The 21,699-nt window shown below is 62.9% G+C and carries 21 protein-coding genes; 14 read left to right on the forward strand and 7 right to left on the reverse strand.

Annotated features, from left to right (window positions below; genetic code table 11):
• Positions 1-48 precede the first annotated feature (48 nt).
• From waaF to FJW05_RS25020, 3 genes are read right to left on the reverse strand one after another with little or no spacing between them, the layout of a single operon-like run.
• On the reverse strand, positions 49-1,065 hold the full coding sequence (gene waaF / locus FJW05_RS25010) for a lipopolysaccharide heptosyltransferase II (RefSeq protein ID WP_246673631.1): 1,017 nt from the start codon (positions 1,063-1,065) through the stop codon (positions 49-51).
• Positions 1,066-1,122: 57 nt separating this feature from the next.
• The gene (locus FJW05_RS25015; protein WP_140636524.1) at positions 1,123-2,064 is read right to left on the reverse strand and encodes a glycosyltransferase; all 942 of its coding nucleotides are present in this window, start codon (positions 2,062-2,064) and stop codon (positions 1,123-1,125) included.
• 19 nt (positions 2,065-2,083) lie between these two features.
• On the reverse strand, positions 2,084-3,616 hold the full coding sequence (locus FJW05_RS25020) for an acyl-CoA carboxylase subunit beta (RefSeq protein ID WP_140636526.1): 1,533 nt from the start codon (positions 3,614-3,616) through the stop codon (positions 2,084-2,086).
• Between the two features lie 1,016 nt (positions 3,617-4,632).
• Between FJW05_RS25020 and FJW05_RS25025 the strand changes: the two genes are divergently transcribed.
• Positions 4,633-6,072: a DEAD/DEAH box helicase gene (locus FJW05_RS25025; protein WP_181165068.1), complete on the forward strand. Its 1,440-nt coding sequence runs from the start codon at positions 4,633-4,635 to the stop codon at positions 6,070-6,072.
• 189 nt (positions 6,073-6,261) lie between these two features.
• On the opposite strand, the gene FJW05_RS25030 is transcribed toward FJW05_RS25025, so the two are convergent.
• Positions 6,262-7,251: an alpha/beta fold hydrolase gene (locus tag FJW05_RS25030; RefSeq protein WP_140636530.1), complete on the reverse strand. Its 990-nt coding sequence runs from the start codon at positions 7,249-7,251 to the stop codon at positions 6,262-6,264.
• A gap of 69 nt (positions 7,252-7,320) precedes the next feature.
• Positions 7,321-8,169, reverse strand: coding sequence for an SDR family NAD(P)-dependent oxidoreductase (locus tag FJW05_RS25035; protein ID WP_095765482.1), 849 nt, complete (start codon positions 8,167-8,169; stop codon positions 7,321-7,323).
• A gap of 191 nt (positions 8,170-8,360) precedes the next feature.
• Here FJW05_RS25035 and FJW05_RS25040 point away from each other — a divergent pair, with 191 nt between their 5' ends.
• The 5 genes from FJW05_RS25040 to FJW05_RS25060 all read left to right on the forward strand — a co-directional run bounded on the left by FJW05_RS25040 (position 8,361) and on the right by FJW05_RS25060 (position 12,154).
• Positions 8,361-9,395, forward strand: coding sequence for a cysteine synthase A (locus tag FJW05_RS25040; protein ID WP_140636532.1), 1,035 nt, complete (start codon positions 8,361-8,363; stop codon positions 9,393-9,395).
• Complete coding sequence (locus tag FJW05_RS25045) at positions 9,395-10,138, forward strand: alanyl-tRNA editing protein (protein WP_140636567.1); 744 nt, start codon at positions 9,395-9,397, stop codon at positions 10,136-10,138. The genes FJW05_RS25040 and FJW05_RS25045 overlap by 1 nt, the downstream gene beginning before the upstream one ends.
• A 30-nt stretch (positions 10,139-10,168) precedes the next feature.
• Positions 10,169-11,020, forward strand: a complete 852-nt coding sequence (gene sseA, locus FJW05_RS25050; protein ID WP_140636534.1) for a 3-mercaptopyruvate sulfurtransferase — start codon at positions 10,169-10,171, stop codon at positions 11,018-11,020.
• Positions 11,020-11,583, forward strand: a complete 564-nt coding sequence (locus tag FJW05_RS25055) for a GNAT family N-acetyltransferase (RefSeq protein WP_140636536.1) — start codon at positions 11,020-11,022, stop codon at positions 11,581-11,583. Before sseA ends, FJW05_RS25055 begins: the two co-directional genes overlap by 1 nt.
• Positions 11,584-11,686: 103 nt before the next feature.
• Positions 11,687-12,154 (forward strand): DUF1203 domain-containing protein, encoded by a 468-nt coding sequence (locus FJW05_RS25060; protein WP_140636538.1) that lies wholly within the window; start codon positions 11,687-11,689, stop codon positions 12,152-12,154.
• A 430-nt stretch (positions 12,155-12,584) separates the two neighbouring features.
• On the opposite strand, the gene ald is transcribed toward FJW05_RS25060, so the two are convergent.
• Positions 12,585-13,700: an alanine dehydrogenase gene (gene ald, locus FJW05_RS25065; RefSeq protein ID WP_140636540.1), complete on the reverse strand. Its 1,116-nt coding sequence runs from the start codon at positions 13,698-13,700 to the stop codon at positions 12,585-12,587.
• 206 nt (positions 13,701-13,906) lie between these two features.
• Here ald and FJW05_RS25070 point away from each other — a divergent pair, with 206 nt between their 5' ends.
• Entirely contained in the window at positions 13,907-14,380 is a 474-nt protein-coding gene (locus FJW05_RS25070; RefSeq protein WP_040982960.1) for an Lrp/AsnC family transcriptional regulator, read from the forward strand.
• Here the strand turns inward: FJW05_RS25070 and FJW05_RS25075 are convergent.
• Positions 14,377-15,036 (reverse strand): 5-formyltetrahydrofolate cyclo-ligase, encoded by a 660-nt coding sequence (locus FJW05_RS25075; RefSeq protein WP_140636542.1) that lies wholly within the window; start codon positions 15,034-15,036, stop codon positions 14,377-14,379. The two genes, FJW05_RS25070 and FJW05_RS25075, sit on opposite strands and share 4 nt — an antisense overlap.
• Positions 15,037-15,210: 174 nt before the next feature.
• Between FJW05_RS25075 and FJW05_RS25080 the strand changes: the two genes are divergently transcribed.
• From FJW05_RS25080 to FJW05_RS25105, 7 genes are all read left to right on the forward strand, one after another.
• Entirely contained in the window at positions 15,211-16,476 is a 1,266-nt protein-coding gene (locus FJW05_RS25080) for an NAD(P)/FAD-dependent oxidoreductase (protein ID WP_140636544.1), read from the forward strand.
• 141 nt (positions 16,477-16,617) lie between these two features.
• Entirely contained in the window at positions 16,618-18,591 is a 1,974-nt protein-coding gene (locus FJW05_RS25085) for a bifunctional 2',3'-cyclic-nucleotide 2'-phosphodiesterase/3'-nucleotidase (protein WP_140636546.1), read from the forward strand.
• A 144-nt stretch (positions 18,592-18,735) separates the two neighbouring features.
• Positions 18,736-18,864 carry a hypothetical protein gene (locus tag FJW05_RS27955; RefSeq protein ID WP_263481783.1) on the forward strand — a complete coding sequence of 43 codons (129 nt, stop codon included), beginning with the start codon at positions 18,736-18,738 and terminating at the stop codon, positions 18,862-18,864.
• A 102-nt stretch (positions 18,865-18,966) separates the two neighbouring features.
• Positions 18,967-19,257, forward strand: a complete 291-nt coding sequence (locus FJW05_RS25090; RefSeq protein WP_095765474.1) for a Dabb family protein — start codon at positions 18,967-18,969, stop codon at positions 19,255-19,257.
• Positions 19,258-19,327: 70 nt separating this feature from the next.
• Positions 19,328-20,200: a VOC family protein gene (locus FJW05_RS25095; RefSeq protein ID WP_140636548.1), complete on the forward strand. Its 873-nt coding sequence runs from the start codon at positions 19,328-19,330 to the stop codon at positions 20,198-20,200.
• Complete coding sequence (gene kdsA, locus FJW05_RS25100; RefSeq protein WP_140542894.1) at positions 20,197-21,042, forward strand: 3-deoxy-8-phosphooctulonate synthase; 846 nt, start codon at positions 20,197-20,199, stop codon at positions 21,040-21,042. The genes FJW05_RS25095 and kdsA overlap by 4 nt, the downstream gene beginning before the upstream one ends.
• 136 nt (positions 21,043-21,178) lie before the next feature.
• The gene (locus FJW05_RS25105) at positions 21,179-21,544 is read left to right on the forward strand and encodes a PRC-barrel domain-containing protein (RefSeq protein WP_140542895.1); all 366 of its coding nucleotides are present in this window, start codon (positions 21,179-21,181) and stop codon (positions 21,542-21,544) included.
• Positions 21,545-21,699: the final 155 nt, after the last annotated feature.

The following is a 21,699-nucleotide window of genomic DNA, read 5'->3' on the forward strand; positions in this document are numbered from 1 at the left end:
GCGCCCGACCCCGCATGGGCGCGGGTGCCGGGGAATAGGTCAGGCAACCTACCTCGAGCGCGGCTGCCTCACGGCGTCGGCCAAAGCGGCAAGAACGCGTTCCTCGCTGACACCGCGTGTGTCCTGGACCCAACTCGGTGTCGAAATCGGCGGCTCGAGATAGCGCACCTGGTCGTTCACCGGTCCGGTCTCATAGGAGCGGTTCGATCCGAAGATAAGCACGCATGGTCCGCCCAAGGCCGCGGCCGCGTGGCAGAGCCCGCCATCGACCCCGAGAAACGCAGTCGAGGCGGCGATCTGGCATATGGCGTCGGTCAGTTGCGGCGTCGATGTGAAATCCACCGCCTCGGGGAGCGCAGCCCGGATCTGAGCCGCGGCCTCGCGCTCGCGCGGGCCGCCGATGAGCCAGACCGACCAGCCGCGCCTGGCGTGATCCTGCGCAACCGAGATAAAACGCTCCGCCGGCCATGAACGGAAATTGGTGAAAGCCGAGGTGTAGAGCGCCAGCGCCGGCCTCGCCGGATCGATTCCATGCCGGGCGCGCCAATCGGCAAGTTCCTCGGCTGAGACCGCCATTTGCGGAGCAGGCAGGCGCATGTCATCGCCAGGTTTCTCGCCCAGCATCGCGATCGCGCAGACTTGCTCGAACAACCTTGTCTTGCGCGGGCCGAACGCCACGAAGCTCTTCGGCCAGCCGGCGGGCAGGCGGTTGATGATGCCGAACTGGAACTCGCGCGGATAGCCGATGCGTTCCGGAATTCCGGCGAGCCACGGCACCAGCGAAGCCTTGGTGCTGCTGGTGAGCATATAGGCCGCTTGGTAGTTCTCCTTGCGGATTTCGCGTGCCAGACCCGCGCGCTCTTTCAGCCCGGGCTTCCAGTGCTTCTCAACGATCCAGGTTTTGCGGATATGCGGCATCAGCCGCGCCAGCGGCGCGGCGAGCGGCGAGGTGGCGACGTCGATCGGATGCCCGGGAAATTTCTCGGCAAGTATCCGGATTGCCGAATGGCAGCGGATGAAGTCACCGATCGCCGGCAAGCAGAAGACGAGGATGGGACGCAACAAGCGCTACCTTTTCGATCCGGAACAGCCGCTGCCAATGGCGAGCATGACGGTGATTTGTCACGGAAGCGCTTCGCCATCAAGGACGCGGTGATAGAGCTCCAGATAGGCTTTCGCCGTTTTCTCGATCGGGAACCTGTCCGCGGCAGACTGCCGGCATCGCTGCGCGGACAGGTCTCCGATCTCGCCAAGGGCGCGCCCGAACTCCTCGTCGGACTCGAAGAAGCGTCCGGTATCCGCATCGACGGTTTCCACGAGCGCGCCGCGCGGCGTGGTGAGCACGGGCGTGCCGCATAGCATGGCCTCGACCTGCGCCATGCCGAACGGCTCCTCCCAGGAGATCGGGTTGAGGAATGCCTTCGATTCGCCCAACAGGCGCAATTTGTCCTGGCCGTCGACCATGCCGTGAAACCGGTAGCGGGCGGAAAGGCTCTTGAAGAACACGCCCTCGCGACGCGTCTTGCTGCGGCCGAGCAGCTTCCAGCGCGAGCCGCCGGCGATATCGAGGGTGAAGTCGAATTTCTTTGCCAAGTCCACCGCCCGGTTCAAGCCCTTTCCGGCCCGGGCGATGGCCGCCATGAAAAACAGATGGTCGTTCTTCGACGGCGCTAGCTGATAGGCGTCCACCGGAAAGCCGTTATAGACGAAGGTCTTGCGGCCATGCAGCTCGGCATGGCGGGCGCTGAGGAAATTCCAGTTGGGCTGTGGCCGCGGATAATCCGGAAGATGGCCGTGCTCGGTGTTGAGCGTCGGAAAGGGTACCTCGACCTTCCAGGCGTGGAGATTGACGATCTGGGTGTCGCGTGGGATCGCCGCCCGGCATTCGGCATCGCTGATCGCATGCCTGACCTCGCAGAGCGGATGCGACGACCCCGGCGCGGCGATCAGGACCACATGGTGGCCGAGCCTGACCAGTTCGGTGATCAGCCATTCGACCTGGCGCTGTGTGCCGCCATACCCCATCGCTGGAATAAGGCTCTGGGCTGCAAGGGTTATGCGCATTTCTTATCGGTGCAGCTTTTCACAACGGAATGTTGTCGTGCTTCTTCCAAGGGTTCTGCATGTCCTTGTTGCGCAGCATGCGCAGCGCTCGCGCTACGCGGCGCCTGGTCGAATGCGGCATGATCACCTCGTCGACATAGCCGCGTTCGGCGGCGACGAAGGGCGACAGGAAGCGGTCCTCGTAAGTCTTTGTATGGGCGGCGATTTTCTCCGGATCGCCGATATCCTTGCGATAGATGATCTCGACCGCGCCCCTGGCGCCCATCACCGCGATCTGCGCCGTCGGCCAGGCATAGTTCATATCGCCGCGCAGATGCTTCGAGGCCATCACGTCATAGGCGCCGCCATAAGCCTTGCGGGTGATGACGGTGATCTTCGGCACGGTCGCCTCGGCATAGGCGAAAAGCAGCTTGGCGCCATGCTTGATCAGCCCGCCATATTCCTGCGCGGTGCCCGGCAGGAAGCCCGGCACGTCGACGAAAGTGACGATTGGAATGGAAAAACAATCGCAGAAGCGCACGAAGCGCGCCGCCTTGCGGCTGGCGTCGGAATCGAGCACGCCGGCCAGCACCATCGGCTGGTTGGCGACGAAACCGACGGTGCGGCCCTCGACGCGGCCGAAGCCGGTGACGATGTTCCTGGCGAAACTCTGCTGAATCTCGAAGAAATCGCCTTCGTCGGCGACCTTCAGGATCAGCTCCTTGATGTCGTAGGGCTTATTGGCATTATCGGGGATCAGCCGGTCGAGCGACAGGTCGTGGTCCGTCACCGACTGGTAGCACTCGATTTCCGGGATTTCGGCCGTGTTCGACGCTGGCAGAAGATCGACCAGCCGGCGCATCTGCAGCAGCGCCTCGACATCATTGTCATAGGCGCCGTCGGCGATTGAGGATTTGGTGGTGTGCACGCTTGCGCCGCCGAGGCTTTCCGCGGTCACCGTCTCGTTGGTCACCGTCTTCACCACGTCCGGTCCGGTGACGAACATGTAGGATGTATCGCGCACCATGAAGATGAAATCGGTCATGGCGGGCGAGTAGACGTCGCCGCCGGCGCAGGGACCCATGATCAACGAAATTTGCGGGATGACGCCGGATGCGAGCACATTGCGCTGGAAGATCTCCGCGTAGCCGCCAAGCGCCGCCACGCCTTCTTGGATACGTGCGCCGCCGGCGTCATAGAGGCCGATGATCGGCGCGCGATTGCGCAGCGCCATCTCCTGGACCTTGATGACCTTCTCGGCATGCGCTTCCGACAGCGAGCCGCCGAACACGGTGAAATCCTTGGCGAAGATATAGACCGGGCGCCCATTGACGGTGCCCCAGCCGGTGACGACGCCGTCGCCGGCAATCTTGGTCTTCTCCATGCCGAAATCGGTCGAGCGGTGCTCGACATACATGTCGAACTCCTCGAACGAGCCCTCGTCGAGGAATATCTCGATACGCTCGCGCGCGGTAAGCTTGCCCTTCTTGTGCTGCGCCTCGATGCGGTCCTTGCCGCCGCCCATGCGGGCAATCTCGCGGCGGCGCTCGAGTTCCCTGAGTACATCCTTCATGGCCGATCTCCAGAGCAGGCTGCATTTTGTGGTAATGGCACCCGCAGGAGAGCGCAAGCGTGGTGGGATCGAGCAATTTGTGTTGCGTTAACCGGCCAGCCTAGGCTCCGTTGGCAGGCTGTCTCCTGATGATTGGGAGCTAACTCATCGGGCCCGCGCCGGATCCAGCAACGGAAGGGAGCACAGCCGCTTCCCCGAGAAAAAGGACCGCAAGCGACAGAATTTGACGCCGATGGGGACCGGTTAAGATACAGATCATGAAAGGCCCGTTGTCCATACCAACCCACACGACCACCAATGGGCATTGACTCCGAGTGGGCCAGAGCGGCAATGAATGACGAAATAAGCCAAGGAGACTATGCCTCAGTATTCGAAGCTATCCGTGGATATTCGACGGGCAATCTCCGATTCAGATATACATGGATCACACTGGTCTCAGATGCTCCTTCGTCGTCCCAAGATATACTCGCAAAAGTAAATATAAACTCTTTAGTATCGAAAGAAGAATTCCTTCTTCTTGAGGAATACGTCCTACAAATTATTAGTATCCGCGCGATAGCTGACGATAACTCCGTCTTGGTCGATTTTGATGGAGAATAGGCGGATATGGGCTTAACCAACGTGCTGGCTAGGGCGAGGGCGTGGCCGGACGACATTTGATGACATCTAGGCTTCCTCGTTCTGGCTTTTTGTTGCACCGCAACATGACGCCCCTTGCATTTCGGGACGAACTCAGCCATATGCAGCGGTATAGGCGCTTGGGCCGGGAATGAATCCGGCCTTCTCGACGAATGAGACTGGTTGCGTCTGTTTTCCCTCTTTCCGGCAAATCGGCCCTGGTCGATCGGCAAGCTGGCGAAAAAGCCCCGAGGCATGATGCTTGCGGGCACGACAGCGCAGCCGCGCGGACGGAACCGTCCGCCGCCTTGTCGTTTCATGACAATTTATCCGACGGCAGGTTGCGCCCTGCCGCCATTGATGTTTGCGGCCACAAGGCCGCGTGAAAGAAGATTATTTTGACCAACGAAAACACAGCGGAACTGAACGGTTTCGCAGCACTGGGAATTTCCGGCGCGCTGCTCAAGGCGACCCATGCCGCCGGGTTCACCGATCCGAAGCCTATCCAGACGCAGGCGATCCCACCGCAGATGGAAGGGCGCGATATTTTCGGTATCGCCCAGACCGGCTCGGGCAAGACGGCGGCCTTCGCGCTGCCGATTCTCTCGAAGATCATCGGGCTCGGCACCAAGCGCCGGCCGAAGACGACGCGGGCGCTCATCCTGGCGCCGACGCGCGAGCTCGCCGTGCAGATCGAGGACACCATCAAGATCCTCGCCAAGGGCGCGCATGTCTCGACCGCGCTGGTGCTGGGCGGCGTCTCGCGCTTCAGTCAGGTCAAGAAGGTTGCGCCCGGCGTCGACATTCTGATCGCCACGCCCGGCCGCCTGACCGACCTGGTGCGCGAGGGCGACCTCATCCTTGCCGACACCAAATGGCTGGTGCTCGATGAGGGCGACCGCATGCTCGACATGGGCTTCATCAACGATGTCAAGCGTATTGCCAAGGCGACCGCGCCGGACCGGCAGACGGCACTGTTCTCGGCCACCATGCCCGATGAGATCGCAGAGCTTGCCAAGGGCTTGCTGAAGAACCCCGTCCGCATCGAAGTCTCGCCGCAAAGCACCGCTGCGGTCGAGATCGTGCAGAGCTTGGTGCTCGCCCGCACCAAGCAGAAGCGCCAGGTGCTGTCAAAGATGCTGGCCGACGAGGCGATGCGCTCGGTGATCGTGTTCTCGCGCACCAAGCATGGTGCCGACCGCGTCACCAAGGACCTTGCCCGTGACGGTTTCGAGGCGGCCGTCATCCACGGCAACAAGTCGCAGAACGCGCGCCAGAAGGCGCTCAACGATTTCCGCGACGGCTCGGTTCGCATCCTGGTCGCGACCGATATCGCGGCGCGCGGCATCGACGTGCCCGGCATCAGCCACGTCGTGAATTTCGACTTGCCCGACGAAGCGGAGAGCTATGTCCATCGTATCGGCCGCACCGGCCGCAACGGCAGGGACGGTATTGCGATCACGCTGTGCGATCCTTCGGAAAACGCCAAGCTGCGGCAGGTCGAGCGCATCATCCGCATGAAGCTGCCGGTCGTCGCCGACCATCTCGGCAGCCCGGATCCGCAGCGCGACCCCAGGGAAAAGGCCGAGCGTCATTTCGAACCGGCCAATGACCGCGAGCATCACGGTGCCCGTCGCGATGGCCGCCGCCCGGGCAACGGTGGCGACAACAAGCGCTTCGGCGGCAAGCCTCATGGCGAGCGCGCTCCGAAGCCGCAGGGCGAACGCCCGGCCGCGGCCAAGCCGAACGGCTCGAGCAAGCCCGATGGCTTCAAGCGCTTCAAAGGTAACAACAAGCGCCGCTTCGGCGGCAAGCGTCCGGCGAACCGGGCTGCCTGAGCCAAGAGCCGGATGATTTCAGGTCGAGTCGACCTGAAATCTGAATCCGGCTCTAAATCAAAGACATAGAGCATGATGTCGTCCGAAAACCGCTCCACACTTTTCGGCATCATGCTCTAGCAGAACCACGCGAACAGGAACGGCCGGAGCGATGATGCTTCGGCCGTTTTTCATTCCATTGGGCTGACTTCACTGGCCCGACTGCTGCTGCATCAGCGCCTTCACCCACACCACGATACGCTGGGTAAGGAAGGCTGTGGTCTGCGGCGACAGCACATCGCCGGCGATGACGTGATTGTCCGGATCGCCGGTGTCGTCGACCGGCACCAGCTCATGCGGCGCACCCCAGCGCCCGGCTATCTCGCGCGTGCGGTCCGGCCGCACCACCTTGTCGGCATCCGAGAAGATGAACAGGGCAGGGATTTTCGCCTTCTCGACCGGGGCCTCGTAGGCGAGATTGGTGAGCGCCGCCATCGGCAGCACCGCCTTCATGGGATATTTGGTGGTCCAGAATTTCTCGTGCAGTGCGTTGCGCGCGGGAAAACTGCGCTCCTTGCCGCCGACAAGCTCGGCGATTTGTCCGCCCCAGGGCATGGTGAGAACCTCAGCGCCGGAGGCCTTGACGCCGAAATTTGGCGATATGAACGCGATAGCGGCGACGCCGTCCGATGCACCGGGCCGGGTTGCGGCCCATGCCGCCAGCGAACCGCCGGTCGAGGTCCCGATGACGATCACCTTGTCACCGATGGCACGGCCGATGGCCAAAGCCTCCTCATAGTCGTTGACCCAGGCATTGACACTGCCTTGCGCCATGGCCGCGCCGTTCTGGCCGTGGCCGGTCAGACGCGTGTAGAAGAGGTTGGCGTCCAGTTCATCCGCAATGTCGTCCGGCAAGGGGCGGACCTCGCCCTTCGAGGCGGAAAAGCCATGGATATAGACGATGGCCAAGGGCGTCTTGGCATGGACCATCGGGTTCGCCCAGATGATCTCCTTGTCGAGCCCGTCGCGGATGTTGGGCACGGCGGCCTCTTCACGCGCCAGATAGGCCTGCGGATCGTCGCCGATCGCCGACGGATTGAACCGGATTGTGGTGTCGACCGGCACGCGTGGGCCGAGGAAGAAAACGGCTGTCAGGACGACTGCAAGGCCAAGCACCGCAAGCACGATCCGCCGCCCCATTACAGTCTCCAAGCAATGATTCTCAACCTATGGCCGTCCCCGCCGGCAGGCAATCGCCGTTTCGCCGGCTTATGCCGCCTTGTCGCGGGATGGGTTCTTGTCGCCAGGCAGCCTGCGATCGAAATGCAATGGCCGCCCCCACCAGTGGGTGGTGAGCCCGATGACGAAGCGGCCGATCGGCCGCGGCAGCAGGCCGAGCACCTTCAACGGCAAGCTAATATGGTACGGGAAGGTGACTTCGAAGCCGCCCTTCCGGATACCGCGTGCCATGCGGCGCGACGCGCGATGCACAGGCATGAGGCCCGGCATCGGCAGCTTGTTCTTTTCCGTCAGCGGCGTGTCGACGAAGCCCGGGTTGATGACCTGGATGCGGATATTCATCTTGTCGAAATCGTATTTCAGCGACTCCGCCAGGATGTTGATCGCGGCCTTGGTGCCGCCATAGGCCGCCGTGGTCGGCCAGCCGGAATAAGCGGTGACCGATCCCACCAGAACGATATGGCCGCGTCCGCGCACGCGCATATGCTCGACGACAGGCACCACGCCGTTGACTATGCCGAAATAGTTTACGGCGAAGGAGCGGTGGAAATCGCGCACAACAAGATTCTCGCCGGGGGTGGCGATGTAGTTGCCGGCGTTGAAGACGGCAAGCACGATGGGCCCCATCTGCTCCTCGATTGCGGCGGCCGTACGCGCCATGCCCTGCTCGTCGGTGACGTCGCAGGGAAAGGATTTCACATGTCCCGACATTTGCGCCGTTTCGACGACCAGCGTGTCGGCCGGATCTTCCGGCAGAGAGGTCACCGCGACGGCATAGCCTTGATTGGCAAGATCCTTGGCCAACGCGCGCCCAAGCCCGCTGCTGCCGCCCGTGATCCAGGCGACACCGTCCTTCGGATTGGCCCGGTAGAGTGTCATGTGATGTCCTGCGAATGTTCGGGCTTGCTGTAGCGGCGAAGAAATCGAATGAAAAGAGCGCTTTTGCGCTTGGCGTTGAAATGATCGCAAGCATTGCAGCGTCCAGAATGCGACTGGACCAGACAAAATCTTACCTTGAAACCGGGGCGTCCGGTTTTTAGGGTCTCGCCGCACACATAAAGGAATCCCGCATGCCCCGTTCTGTGATCGAAGCGATCGGCAACACGCCCCTGATCCGGCTCAACAAGGCTTCGGAAGCGACCGGCTGTGAGATCCTCGGCAAGGCCGAGTTCATGAATCCGGGGCAATCGGTAAAGGATCGGGCCGGCCTGTTCATCATCCGCGATGCCGAGCAGCGCGGCCTGCTCAAGCCCGGGGGGCTGATCGTCGAAGGCACTGCCGGCAACACAGGCATCGGTTTGACGTTGGTCGCCAAGGCGCTTGGCTACCGCACCGTCATCGTCATCCCCGACACGCAGAGCCAGGAAAAGAAGGACACGATCAAGATCCTGGGCGCGGAGCTCATCGAAGTGCCGGCGGTGCCCTACAAAAACGCCAACAATTACATAAAACTGTCCGGCCGCCTTGCCGAGCAACTGGCACGTTCGGAGCCGAACGGCGCGATCTGGGCCAATCAGTTCGACAATGTCGCCAACCGCGACGGCCACATCCGCACGACGGCCCAGGAGATATGGGCTCAGACCGGCGGCAAGATCGATGGCTTCGTCTCGGCCGTCGGCTCCGGCGGCACGCTTGCGGGTGTCGCTCTCGGGCTCAAGGGCAAGAGCAAGGACGTCAAGATCGCGCTCGCCGACCCGCTGGGTGCCGCCCTCTACAGTTTCTACACCAGCGGCGAGTTGAAATCCGACGGCAGCTCGATCACCGAAGGTATCGGCCAGGGCCGCATCACCGCGAATCTGGAAGACTTCTCGCCGGATTTCTCCTATCAGATCCCGGACGAGGAAGCGTTGCCCATCATTTTCGACCTGATCCAGGAAGAGGGGCTCTGCGTCGGCGGCTCGACCGGCATCAACATCGCCGGCGCCGTCCGGCTGGCGCGCGAGCTCGGACCCGGCCACACCATCGTGACGATCCTTGCCGACTACGGCACGCGCTACCAGGCCAAGCTCTTCAATCCGGAGTTCCTGCGCGGCAAGAGCCTTCCGGTGCCGGGCTGGATGGAAGAAAAAGCCGATATTTCAGTGCCGTTCGAAAAGGTGGCATGATGGAGTACAAAACCGAGGCGCAGTTTCGCGACGACGCCTATCAGAAGACGGCGGAGGCCGAGGTCGTCGCGATCAACGATCGCGGGGGCATCCTTCTCGATCGGACAGTCTTTTATGCAACGTCCGGCGGCCAGCCGGGCGACACCGGGATATTAGAGCGCGCCGATGGCGACCGCATTGCGATCGCCGCCACCATCACCGGCGAGACCAAGGACGAGATCGTTCATGTGCCGGCACCGGAGCAGGCGCTGCCCGCGGTCGGCGAAAAGCTGAAGCTCCTGATCGACTGGGAGCGGCGGCACCTCCTGATGCGCATGCACTCCGCCTGTCACCTGCTGACTGTCGTTTGCCCTTTCCCAATCACCGGGGCAGCGGTCGCAGAAGACGACAGCCGCGTCGACTTCGACATTCCCGACGCCGGCTTCACGAAGGAGGATGTGACGGCGAGGCTGATGGAGCTGGTGCGCGCCGACCATCCGATCTTCACCCGGCTGATCACCGACGAGGAACTCGCCGCCAATCCCGGCCTGGTCAAATCGAAGAACGTTCGCCCGCCGGTCGGCACCGGCAAGATCCGCCTGGTCTGCATCGGCGAGAGCGGCTCGATCGACAGCCAGCCATGCGGCGGAACGCATGTGAGGTCGACCGGCGAGGTCGGCGAGATTCATATCGGCAAGATCGAGAAGAAAGGCCGCGAGAACCGGCGCTTCCGCATCCGATTCGGACCGAAGCCGGCGAACTGACGTTAAAGCTAGGCGGGGCAGGAGAATAAAATGGCGCAGGACAGTCCCTTCATCGTCGACGCCGATTGGCTGGAAAAGCGACTTGGCGAGCCGGGTCTCACCATTGTCGACGCTTCGTGGTATCTGCCGGCGCAAAAGCGCGACGCCCGCGCCGAATACGATGCCGCTCATATTCCGGGTGCTCGCTTCCTCGACCAGGATGCGGTGTCCGATCCGGATTCGAAACTGCCGCACACACTGGCAGCGCCGCAGCACTTCGCCCAATATGTCGGCGCCATGGGCGTTTCGGCTGACGACACCATCGTCGTCTATGACGGCCCCGGCCTGTTCTCGGCGCCGCGCGCCTGGTGGATGTTCCGTGTCATGGGCGTCTTCCAGGTCTACATCCTGAACGGCGGCATCGACCGCTGGAAGGCCGAGGGGCGACCCGTGACGGCCGAGCCGACAAAGATCGCGCCGAGCGTCTTTTATGCCGATTTCGATGCCGGCCGTGTTGTCGGCCTCGACGAGATGCGCAGGATCGTCGGCAGCCATGAGAGCCAGATCGCCGACGCGCGCTCGGCCGGCCGCTTTGCCGGAACCGATCCGGAGCCGCGTCCGGGCGTCCGTTCGGGCCATATGCCGGGTGCGCACAACGTTCCGGTCACGGCGCTTGCCGAGAATGGCGAATTGCTGCCGAAGGATCGCCTGCGCAAGGTGATCGAGGATGCCGGCATCGACCTGTCGAAACCGGTCGTGACGTCCTGCGGCTCGGGCATCACGGCGGCGGCGATCACGCTGGCGCTCGAGACGCTCGGCCACACCGACAACCGGCTTTACGACGGGTCCTGGACTGAGTGGGGCAGTCTCAGCGACACACCGGTGGTGACGGGGAAAGAATGATGGAAAACGGCACGCCGCAGGATATCGAAGTCACGGTTACATTCCTGGAGATGCACGCGGCTCCGACGGTTTCGCCGCCGATCCCTTACAATCGCCAGATCGCGCTGCTGAAGACGAAAGATATCCCGCTTCATTTCTACCGCTATCTGATGGATCGCGTCGGTCGCAAATGGCATTGGGTCAATGTGCTGAGGCTCAGCGACGAGGAGCTTGCCGCCGGCTTGCACCGCGAGGACCGCGACATCCGCGTGCTCTATCTCGACGGCGCTCCCGCCGGCTTCTTCGACCTGAAGCCGCATCTGCCGGACGAGGTGGAGCTCGCCTATTTCGGCATGATGGAGCATGCGCACGGCCAAGGCATCGGCCGCTGGTTCCTTGGCGCCGCCATCTCGGCGGCCTGGGCATATGGGCCAAGGCGCGTCACCGTGCAGACCTGCACGCTCGACCATCCGGCAGCTCTGCCGCTTTACCAGAAGCTGGGCTTCACGCCGGTGGCGCAGAAGAGAGAGGTCGTGCATCCGCTGACCTTCGCCGAGCGGTCGGCCAGCGTCATGCGACCCTAGAGCAATTCCAGGACTGGTGAGAAACGGTTCCGCCAGTCAGGAATCGGGTGGGAGCCGTCGTCGAGGAGGCATAATTTCCGGAGATCGACACCGGAGATCTGCCATGAGCATCCAGTTCAAAGCCTTGCCGACCGAAGCCGTGCGCGCCTTGCAGCGGGGTGGGCCCGATGCCTACGGCCGCACCCCGGAGCACCGCATTTCCGACGGCGACGGCGTGCCATGCAGGCATTGCCTCAGGAACGTCGCCGAAGGTGACGGCTATCTGATCGTTGCCTACCGGCCGTTTCCGGAACTGCAGCCCTATGCCGAAACCGGCCCGATCTTCCTGCATGCCGAGGAATGCGAGCGCGCAGCCGAAGGGGATGCGCTGCCGGAGATGCTCGAAAGCAGCGACTATATCGTCAGGGGTTACGGCAGGGACGATCGCATCGTTTATGGCAGCGGCGCCGTCACGCCGACCGGCGAGATTGCCGCCCGCGCGCGGACGCTGTTTGGGCGCGCCGACATCGCCTACATCCATGTCCGCTCGGCCCGCAACAATTGCTATCAATGCCGCATCGAGCGGGCATGACCCAAAAAAGAAGCCCGCCGATGGTCGGACGGGCTGTTGGAGGGTCTGACAGAAGCTGTCGGGCCAGTGCCGTCCGGGCCGGACTCGTCCGACCCGGCAAGCAGCTCGGGCCGCCAGTAACGGTCAGTCTCTAGGCGTGTTTCTCGTCGAGCGAATGTGAAGCGTTTCACACAAGGCCGCATAATGGCGGAAGAACGAAAAGAGGCGCATTTCAAGACCGTCGTATTCTCGTCGTACTGCTGCGCTAAAAAGCAGTGGTTGCGATGTGTCGACCGCGGATGGACCGGCGGCAGATCGCAACAGTCGAGGAAGCGGGGCTTTTTGCTCCGCTTTTTTGTTGCCTAGATTTTCGACGGAAGCGCAGTTTCCGCGCAAGAAAAAGCCCGCCGGAATGACCCAGCGGGCGACTGAAGGAAATCGTTGCGACTTATCAGGCGGCAAGGACCGCCTTCGGTTCGACCATTTCGTAGCCGAGCGCCTCAGCGACGGCGCGGTTGGTAATCTTGCCCTTGTGGACATTGAGGCCGTTGCGCAAATGGTGATCGTCGACCAGCGCCTTCAGGCCCTTGTCGGCGAGTTGCAGGCCATAGTGCAGTGTCGCGTTGTTGAGCGCGTGCGCCGAAGTGACCGGCACGGCGCCAGGCATGTTTGCGACGCAATAGTGGATCACGCCGTCGACCTCATAGGTCGGATCGGCGTGCGTCGTGGCATGCGAGGTCTCGAAGCAACCGCCCTGATCGATCGCGACGTCGACCAGCACCGAGCCCTTCTTCATGCCGGAAAGCATTTCGCGGGTGACGAGCTTGGGCGCGGCGGCGCCCGGGATCAGCACGGCGCCGATGACGACATCGGCCGAGAAGCATTCTTCCTCCAGCGCTTCGACGGTCGAGTAGCGTGTATGGACGCGGCCGCCGAAGATGTCGTCGAGCTGGCGAAGACGCGGGATCGAGCGGTCGATGATGGTGACGTCGGCGCCGAGGCCGACAGCCATCTTGGCTGCATGCAGGCCGACGACGCCGCCGCCGAGCACGGTGACCTTGCCGGGCAGCACGCCGGGCACACCGCCGAGCAGCACGCCGCGGCCGCCATTGGCCTTCTGCAGCGCAGTCGCGCCGGCCTGGATCGACAGGCGGCCGGCGACTTCCGACATCGGCGCGAGCAGCGGCAGGCCGCCGCGGTCGTCGGTCACGGTCTCATAGGCAATCGCGGTGACGCCCGAGCCAAGAAGACCCTTGGTCTGCTCCGGATCCGGAGCCAAATGGAGATAGGTGTAGAGAATCTGGCCGTCGCGCAGCTGCACCCATTCGTTGGGCTGCGGCTCCTTGACCTTGACGATCATGTCCGACTTGGCGAACACGTCGGCGGCCGTCTTGGCGATGGTGGCGCCGGCGGCGCGATAGGCGTTGTCGTCGGCGCCGATGCCGGCGCCAGCACCGGTCTCGACCAGCACTTCATGGCCATGCGCGACATATTCGCGGACCGAGCCCGGCGTCAGGCCGACGCGATATTCGTGGTTCTTGATTTCCTTGGGGCAGCCGACACGCATCTTTCTTCTCCCTGTCCGCGCCCTTCAAGGGGCGCTCTCACTGTCGCTCGTGCATGTCACCGGGTCGAAAATACGGAGGGTGGACACGCAGTAACCGCAGTCAACCACGAATCGTTCCGTATGTGTTTGCGAATGCACTTGCGGCAATGGTCGCTCTTCGATAATCGTTGCGCAAAACGACTTGAAATTCGCAGGAACCACGAAAAATGCGGCTCGACAGGATTGATATCGCCATTCTGGAGACTTTGCAGAAGGATGGCCGGATCCCCAATGCGGCGCTCGCGGAGAAGGTCGGCCTTTCCCAATCGGCCTGTTCGCGCCGGCTCGACAATCTGGAGAAGTCCGGAACCATCCGCGGCTACCACGCGCGGCTGTCCAATTCCGCGCTCGGCCACCAGATGACGGCGATCGTGCACATATCGCTGTCGGGGCAATTCGAAAAGACGCTGTCGGATTTCGAGGCGGCGATCAAGCGCTGCCCGAACGTGCTCTCCTGTCATCTGATGTCGGGCGAATACGACTACATCCTGCGCATCGCGGCGAAGGATCTCGTCGACTATGAGCGCATCCACAAGGAATGGCTGTCAGCCATGCCGCACGTCACCAAGATCAACTCGTCCTTCGCGCTGCGCGAGATCGTCGATCGCACGGCGGTCGGGCTGCGGCCTGAGATGGCTTAGACCGCTGCGGCTTCGGTCACCACAGTAGTCATTGGGATATCGTGCGGCTGCGGGTAGATGGTCGGGATGCGCTGCAATTCGTAGCCGACGCCGATGACCAGCGGCCTGAACGGCATTGCGGCAAGCGTGCGATCGTAAAAACCGCCGCCATAACCCAGCCGATAGTTACCTGGATCGATGCCTACGATCGGCGAGATCACGATGTCGGGCAGCACCGGGTCGCCCTCGGCCGGGATCGGAATGTTCCACACGCCCTTTTCCAGCCGGTCGCCCTGTTTGTAGGCGCGAAACACCAGCGGCTGCCCCTTCTCGATGACGACGGGCAGCGCGGTGCGCCCGCCGCGATCGTTGATCGAGGCCATCCAGCCACGCAGATCCGGCTCGCCGCGAAACGGCCAGTAGAGGCTGACCATCCGGCCGGCTATGTCGCCGATCAGCGCGTCGAGGCCTTCCGCGATGCGTGCCGACATGGCGGCGCGCGCGTCGGCTGAAACGGCGAGGCGCCCGGTGATGAGTCGCTCTCGCTCGGCCTTGCGCCATCGCCGAACATCCGTCCAGTCGGAGAGCGGCTCCCGGTATTCCGGGTCGAGTTCGTGCATGAAGCAGGGCGGTGAGGCGTATTGGGCCGGGCCTTCGTCGTCGTGTTTGTCAGCCATGCTTGGCTCCTGTCGTTTTGTTTCACGCTATACTCGCGCCTGTGCGACCGCATGTGCATTCACGACGCCGCACGACGACTCCCGGGCATGACCGTTGCCCACGCGCAATATTGTTGCAGTGCACAAAAATACTTACATCATCGGTAGGATTGCACTTTGGCGAGGTGGAATGAAATGAGCGAAACCGAGCATAAAGTCGTTGTCGTCGGCGCCGGCTTCGGCGGCCTCGAACTCACGCGCGCGCTGGCGGGAGCTCCGGTGCGCATCACCATGATCGACAAGCGCAACCACCATCTCTTCCAACCGCTGCTTTACCAGGTGGCGACGACGTCGCTGGCGACCTCGGAAGTCGCCTGGCCGATCCGCCATCTTCTGCGCAGGCGCAAGGACGTGACGACGCTTCTCGGCAATGTCACCGGCATCGACCGCGCCGGCAAGCGCGTGCTGATCGAGGACGGCAGCTCGATCCCTTATGACACGCTGGTGCTCGCCACCGGCGCGCGCCACGCCTATTTCGGCCATGACGAATGGGAGCCGTTCGCGCCGGGTCTGAAGACGCTTGAGGATGCCACGACGATCCGGCGCCGTATCCTGCTCGCTTTCGAGCAGGCCGAGCGCGAAACGGATCCGGCGAAGCGCCAGGCGCTGCTGACCCTGGTCATCGTCGGCGGCGGGCCGACCGGTGTCGAGCTCGCCGGTACCATTGTCGAGCTCGCGCATGACACGTTGCGCGGCGAGTTCCGCAACATCGACCCGAGCCAGGCGCGCGTCGTGCTGATCGAAGCCGGCGACCGGATCCTGGCCAATTTCGCGCCGCAGCTTTCCGACTATGCCCGCAAGGCGCTGGAACGGCTGGGCGTCACCATCGAGCTCGGGCGCCCCGTCACGCACCTCGATGCCGAAGGGGTGGTCTTCGGCGACAAGCGCCTGCCTGCAAGAACGATCATCTGGGCGGCTGGCGTTGCCGCTTCGCCGGCGGCCGAATGGCTGGCAGCGCCGGCCGACCGGGCGGGCAGGGTAATCGTCGAACCCGACCTCACCGTGCCGGGCAGTCCAGACATTTTCGTCATCGGCGACACCGCGCATGTGCTGCGGCCGGATGGAAAGCCGGTGCCGGGTGTGGCACCCTCTGCCAAGCAGGAGGGCAAGCATGTTGCCGCGACGATCAAGGCGCGGCTCGCCGGCGACATGGCGACGCGTCCTTTCCAATACCGTCATGACGGCGATCTGGCGACGATCGGCAAGCGCGCCGCCGCCATCGATTTCGGCTGGATCAAGCTCACCGGCTGGCTCGCCTGGTGGCTCTGGGGCATAGCGCACATCTATTTCCTGATAGATTTCCGCAACCGCCTGGCGGTCTCGCTTAGCTGGCTATGGATATATTTTACGGGCCAGCGCAGCGCGCGCCTGATCACGCAGGGCGACGACGACAAAAGCTGATCGCCAGCTGTAGCCTGCTTCATCGACGCGTCACCTTGTCGTGATTGAACGGCTGTCCGCGCACGTGGACTCAACGCGCCTTCAGCGCCATGCTCCGTGCCTGGGGCAAGGGGTTGTCGCGTTGTCGAAGAGGAGAAGAAAATGTCACGACTGCCCATCTCCCGTCGCGAATTCCTGGCCGGCGTCGCTGCCGGCAGCGCACTGATCATGCTGCATCCGTTCTCCGCCCGCGCCGCGGCCAACCAGGCGCATCTCAGGATCATGGAGACGACCGACATCCATGTGAACCTGTTGCCTTACGATTACTACGCCGACAAAGCGAACGACACGATGGGCCTGTCGCGCACCGCCTCGCTGATCGATGCGGTGCGCAAGGAAGCCACCAATTCCATGCTGATCGACAATGGCGACCTGCTGCAGGGCAGCCCGATGGGTGACTATGTCGCCTATGAGGAGGGCATGAAGGATGGCGACCTGCACCCGGTCATGAAGGGCATGAACCTGCTCGGCTATGAATGCTCGACGCTCGGCAACCATGAATTCAATTACGGCCTGTCCTTTCTCGACAAGGTGCTGGCCGGGGCCAACTTTCCCTTCGTTTGCGCGAACCTGGTCCGCGGCACCACGCTTGCCACGAGCCCGCGCGACGACAAGCTCTACCTCAAGCCCTATGTGATCCTCGACAGGAAGATCAAGGATGGGTCGGGTGCCGAGCAACCGATCAGGATCGGCGTCATCGGCTTCGTGCCGCCCCAGATCATGGTCTGGGACCTGAAAAACCTCGAAGGCAACGTCCAGACGCGCGACATCGTCGAGGCGGCCGAGGCCTGGGTGCCGCAGATCAGGGAAGAAGGCGCCGACATCGTCATCGCGCTCTCGCATTCCGGCATCGACATCAAGCAGGGCGACAAGATGGAGAATGCCTCCTTCTTCGTCGCCGGCGTCGAGGGCATCGACGCGGTCTTCACCGGCCACCAGCACCTGGTCTTCCCCGGCAAGAAGGATTTCCAGGCGCTCGCAGGCGTCGACACCGAAAAGGGCACGCTGCAGGGCAAGCCGGCGGTCATGGGTGGCTTCTGGGGCTCGCATATGGGTCTGATCGACCTGCTTCTTGAGCGCGACGGCTCGACATGGCGGGTCGTCTCGGCCACCTCCGAGGCGCGGCCGATCTATGAGCGCGTCGACAACAAGAACAAGGCGACGGTTGGCGACGACAAGCGCATCATCGCGGCGCTCGAGCAGGACCACGAGGCAACCCTTGCCTATGTCCGCCGCGCCGTCGGCAAGACCTCGGCGCCGCTCTATTCCTATTTCGCTCTGGTGGCCGACGATCCGTCGGTGCAGATCGTCAACCAGGCGCAGACCTGGTATCTCAAGGACATATTGAAGAGCACTGGGTGGAAGGACGTGCCGCTGCTATCGGCGGCGGCACCCTTCAAGGCCGGCGGCCGCAACGGCGCCGACTATTATACCGACGTTCCAGTGGGCGATATTGCCATCAAGAACGTCGCCGATCTCTATCTCTATCCGAACACGGTGCGCGCCGTCGAAATCACCGGCGCCGAGGTGAAGGAATGGCTGGAGATGTCGGCCGGCATCTTCAACCATATCGAGCCGGGCAAGGCGGATCAGCCGCTCATCAACACCGATTTCCCGTCCTACAATTTCGACGTCATCGATGGCGTCACCTACAGGATCGACCTGTCGCAGCCGCCGAAATACGATGCCAAGGGCGGCGTCGCGAACGCAGGCTCCAACCGCATCGCCGACCTGAAATTCGACGGAAAACCGATTGATCCGGCAGCGAAATTCGTCGTTGCCACCAACAACTACCGTGCCGGCGGCGGCGGCAATTTTCCCGATATCAACGCCTCGAAGATCATCTATGAGGCGCCCGACACCAACCGCGACGTGATCGTGCGCTACGTCGTCAGCGAGGGCACCATCAATCCGTCGGCAGACGGCAACTGGTCGTTCGCGCCTCTGCCCGGCGCCAGCGTCGTCTTCGAGACCGGCCCGAGGGCCAAGGATTTCATTGCCGAGGTCAAGTCGTTGAAGATCGAGCCGGCAGGCGAGGGCGAGGCAGGCTTCGCCAAATACCGCATCACGCTTTGACATCGTGCAGCGTCGACGCGGCTGCCTGCGCGGCTGCCCGCGCCGTCGCTGACGGGAAAGCGCTTCAGGCAAAAAGCAGTGAACTGCCAAAATCGCTGCCCCGGCCGCTCTGGTTCCGGCCGTCCGCATGGGATAGTTTTAGCCATGCGTTATGTGATCGTCATCGCCTCCATCACCTTCTTCCTGTTCTGGGACGGCCTCTACAATCGCGGCCACTACCTCGACGTGACCGTGCGGGAAGTCTCGCGCATCGTGCGCTACGTCACCGGGTAAGGTCTCGCCGGTTTCGCATAGCGGGCGCGACATCGTTGCCGGTTGACGCCTGGGCATCGCTCCCACAAAAACGCCGCTGAAACGAAGACCAGGGAGGCTGGCTTGATCCGGCACATCGTTTTCTTCAGCGTGCGGCGCAAGGAAGATGTCGAGACTGTGCGCTCGGGCCTGCTGGCGCTCGGCAAGATTCCGCACTCGAAGCATTTCGAGGTGACGCTCAACACCAAGGTCGATCAGTTCTCCAATGCGATCGATGTCGTCGTCTATGCCGAGTTCGAGGACGAGGCGGCGCTTGCCGCTTACAAGGCGCATCCGATTTATGCGGATACGACCAGCAAGGTGAAGCCGCTGCGCGAACTGCGCTATTCGGCCGATGTCGTGGCCGCTGCCTGAAGCGGCAGAGCACGGTCCGTCGGGCCGCCGCTCTTGAACAGCCGGCCGGAATGAGGCACACCGCGCCGGCATGACCAGAAACTCCGCCCATCCGCTCGACCATCTCGTGTTGCCGACACGGAACCTCGATGCCGCGCGGTCGCGTCTGGCCTCGCTCGGCTTCGTCGTCGCCCCCACGGGCATCCACCCGTTCGGCTCGGAGAACGCCTGCGTCTTTTTTGCCGACGGCACCTATCTCGAGCCGCTAGCGGTGGGAAATGAACGGGCGGCAAGACAAGCGATTTCGGCCGGCAATGTTTTCATAGCGCGCGACCGCCTTTTTCGCGAGCGGCTGGGCGAGGAAGGTTTTTCCGCCGTCGTGCTTGGAACCGGCAATGCCGATGCCGACCATATGCGTTTTGTCGAAGCCGGTCTGTCAGCCGGCGATACGCTGCGTTTCTCACGCGCGTTCACCGATGCGAACGGAAAGAGCGACACGGCGTCCTTCAAGCTGGCCTTCGCGGCCGGCAAGGGAGCGACGGACGCCTTCCTCTTCGCCTGCGAGCGCGTGAACCCGCCGAAGATCGATCGCACGGCGCTGCAGGCCCATGCCAATGGCGTGTCCGGCATCGTCGAGGTGATCGCCGTGAGCGATGTGCCTGCCGCGCAGATCGCATTGATCTCGATCGCCGCCGGCTCAGAGGCAGACGGTGACGCGGTGCGGCTGCCAAATGGGGTCCTGAGCATCGTCACGCCCGAAACCTACGCGCAGCGCTTCGGCCTGGCGGCCGAACCCTCACCGCATTTACGGTTTCAGGCGGTTGTTTTCTCGATCCGCGACAAAGCTACAGCGGCGCACGCGCTTGTGGCCGGGGCCATCGATCACGACATGAACGGCAGTGACATCGTCGTTCCGCCGGCGCCCGGACAGGGCGCCGCCTTCATCTTCCGGGAGATCCCATGAGCAAGCCCCTGGCGCCCAACGCATCGGTAACCGTCGGCAAGGTCGTCTTCGCCAACAATGCGCCGCTGTCGCTAATCGCCGGCCCGTGCCAGCTTGAATCGCGCCAGCACGCTTTCGACATGGCCGGCGCGCTGAAGGAACTGACGGAACGTCTGGGAATCGGCCTCGTCTACAAGACCAGCTACGACAAGGCCAACCGCACCTCTCTGTCGGCGACGCGCGGCGCGGGGCTCGATGCGGCGATGCCGATCTTCGACGATCTGCGCAAGGAGTTTGGCCTTCCTGTGCTGACTGACGTCCACAACGAGGAGCAATGCGCGATCGTAGCACCCCACGTCGATATCCTGCAGATTCCCGCCTTCCTGTCGCGCCAGACTGACATGCTGGTCGCCGCCGCCAGGACCGGCAAGGTCATCAACGTGAAGAAGGGGCAGTTCCTCGCGCCCTGGGACATGAAGAATGTCGTCGCCAAGATCACCGGCTCCGGCAACCCGAATGTGCTCACCACCGAGCGCGGCGTCTCGTTCGGCTACAACACGCTAGTCTCGGACATGCGTGCTCTGCCGGTCATGGCCGAGATCGGCGCCCCGGTGATCTTCGACGCCACCCATTCCGTGCAGCAGCCGGGCGGGCAGGGCGGCTCCTCCGGCGGCGAACGGCGCTTTGTCGCGACGCTCGCGCGCGCGGCCGTTGCCGTCGGTGTCGCCGGCGTCTTCATCGAAACCCATCAGGACCCGGACAATTCGACGTCTTCGGATGGCCCCAACATGGTGCCTCTCAAGGACATGCCGGCGCTGCTGGAAAAGCTCATGGCCTTTGATCGGATCGCCAAGGGCCACTGATTCCAGCGGCGGACCTCGATCCTGCGCCGGCTTGTGGTGAGCGGGGGCTGCCTCACCGACAGCTGAGCAAATCGTCGGGAACCTTAGCGCGCTCCTCTCATTGTCGGTGCATGCATTCAACGAGAGGAGCACCATCATGACTACTCCGTCCGGGCATACCGAAGCCATTGCCGCCTCGCGCGTCATCGGCACGTCGGTCTATAACACCGAAGGCAAAAGCATCGGCAGCATCGAGGACGTGATGCTCGACAAGATGTCGAACGGCATCATGTTCGCTGTGATCGGTTTCGGCGGCTTCCTCGGCATGGGCGAGAAGTACCACGCGATTCCGTGGGCGACGCTCGATTATGACGAGGATCAAGGCGGCTATGTCGTGCCGTTCACCAAGGAGCAGCTCCAGGCGGCACCGGCATATTCGATCGACGAATTGACCGGCGCCGACGGCGAAGCCGCCCGCGATGCTTCATTCCAGTATTACCATGTGAAGCCCTATTGGCATTGATCGCGCGATCGGCAAGCTGGGAATCGAAAGGCCCCCGACATAAAGCCGGGGGCCTTTGACGTTTAACTATTCCGCCGCGTTGAGAGTTGATAGCTCCACCGAGCTCTGCTGGGGTTTCTGATCGTCGCATGACGTCAGGAACGCTGCCGCGATCA

The sequence above is a fragment of the Mesorhizobium sp. B2-9-1 genome (assembly GCF_006439455.1).
GTDB lineage: Bacteria > Pseudomonadota > Alphaproteobacteria > Rhizobiales > Rhizobiaceae > Mesorhizobium.

Bases quoted from the DNA above. Each gene is read 5' to 3' on its own strand.
- FJW05_RS25015 (WP_140636524.1), bottom strand. From the start codon at position 2,064: ATGCGCATAACCCTTGCAGCCCAGAGCCTTATTCCAGCGATGGGGTAT.
- FJW05_RS25020 (WP_140636526.1), bottom strand. From the start codon at position 3,616: ATGAAGGATGTACTCAGGGAACTCGAGCGCCGCCGCGAGATTGCCCGC.
- FJW05_RS25030 (WP_140636530.1), bottom strand. From the start codon at position 7,251: ATGGGGCGGCGGATCGTGCTTGCGGTGCTTGGCCTTGCAGTCGTCCTG.
- FJW05_RS25035 (WP_095765482.1), bottom strand. From the start codon at position 8,169: ATGACACTCTACCGGGCCAATCCGAAGGACGGTGTCGCCTGGATCACG.
- FJW05_RS25040 (WP_140636532.1), top strand. From the start codon at position 8,361: ATGCCCCGTTCTGTGATCGAAGCGATCGGCAACACGCCCCTGATCCGG.
- FJW05_RS25045 (WP_140636567.1), top strand. From the start codon at position 9,395: ATGGAGTACAAAACCGAGGCGCAGTTTCGCGACGACGCCTATCAGAAG.
- sseA (WP_140636534.1), top strand. From the start codon at position 10,169: ATGGCGCAGGACAGTCCCTTCATCGTCGACGCCGATTGGCTGGAAAAG.
- FJW05_RS25055 (WP_140636536.1), top strand. From the start codon at position 11,020: ATGGAAAACGGCACGCCGCAGGATATCGAAGTCACGGTTACATTCCTG.
- FJW05_RS25060 (WP_140636538.1), top strand. From the start codon at position 11,687: ATGAGCATCCAGTTCAAAGCCTTGCCGACCGAAGCCGTGCGCGCCTTG.
- ald (WP_140636540.1), bottom strand. From the start codon at position 13,700: ATGCGTGTCGGCTGCCCCAAGGAAATCAAGAACCACGAATATCGCGTC.
- FJW05_RS25070 (WP_040982960.1), top strand. From the start codon at position 13,907: ATGCGGCTCGACAGGATTGATATCGCCATTCTGGAGACTTTGCAGAAG.
- FJW05_RS25075 (WP_140636542.1), bottom strand. From the start codon at position 15,036: ATGGCTGACAAACACGACGACGAAGGCCCGGCCCAATACGCCTCACCG.
- FJW05_RS25080 (WP_140636544.1), top strand. From the start codon at position 15,211: ATGAGCGAAACCGAGCATAAAGTCGTTGTCGTCGGCGCCGGCTTCGGC.
- FJW05_RS25085 (WP_140636546.1), top strand. From the start codon at position 16,618: ATGTCACGACTGCCCATCTCCCGTCGCGAATTCCTGGCCGGCGTCGCT.
- FJW05_RS27955 (WP_263481783.1), top strand. From the start codon at position 18,736: ATGCGTTATGTGATCGTCATCGCCTCCATCACCTTCTTCCTGTTCTGG.
- FJW05_RS25095 (WP_140636548.1), top strand. From the start codon at position 19,328: ATGACCAGAAACTCCGCCCATCCGCTCGACCATCTCGTGTTGCCGACA.
- kdsA (WP_140542894.1), top strand. From the start codon at position 20,197: ATGAGCAAGCCCCTGGCGCCCAACGCATCGGTAACCGTCGGCAAGGTC.
- FJW05_RS25105 (WP_140542895.1), top strand. From the start codon at position 21,179: ATGACTACTCCGTCCGGGCATACCGAAGCCATTGCCGCCTCGCGCGTC.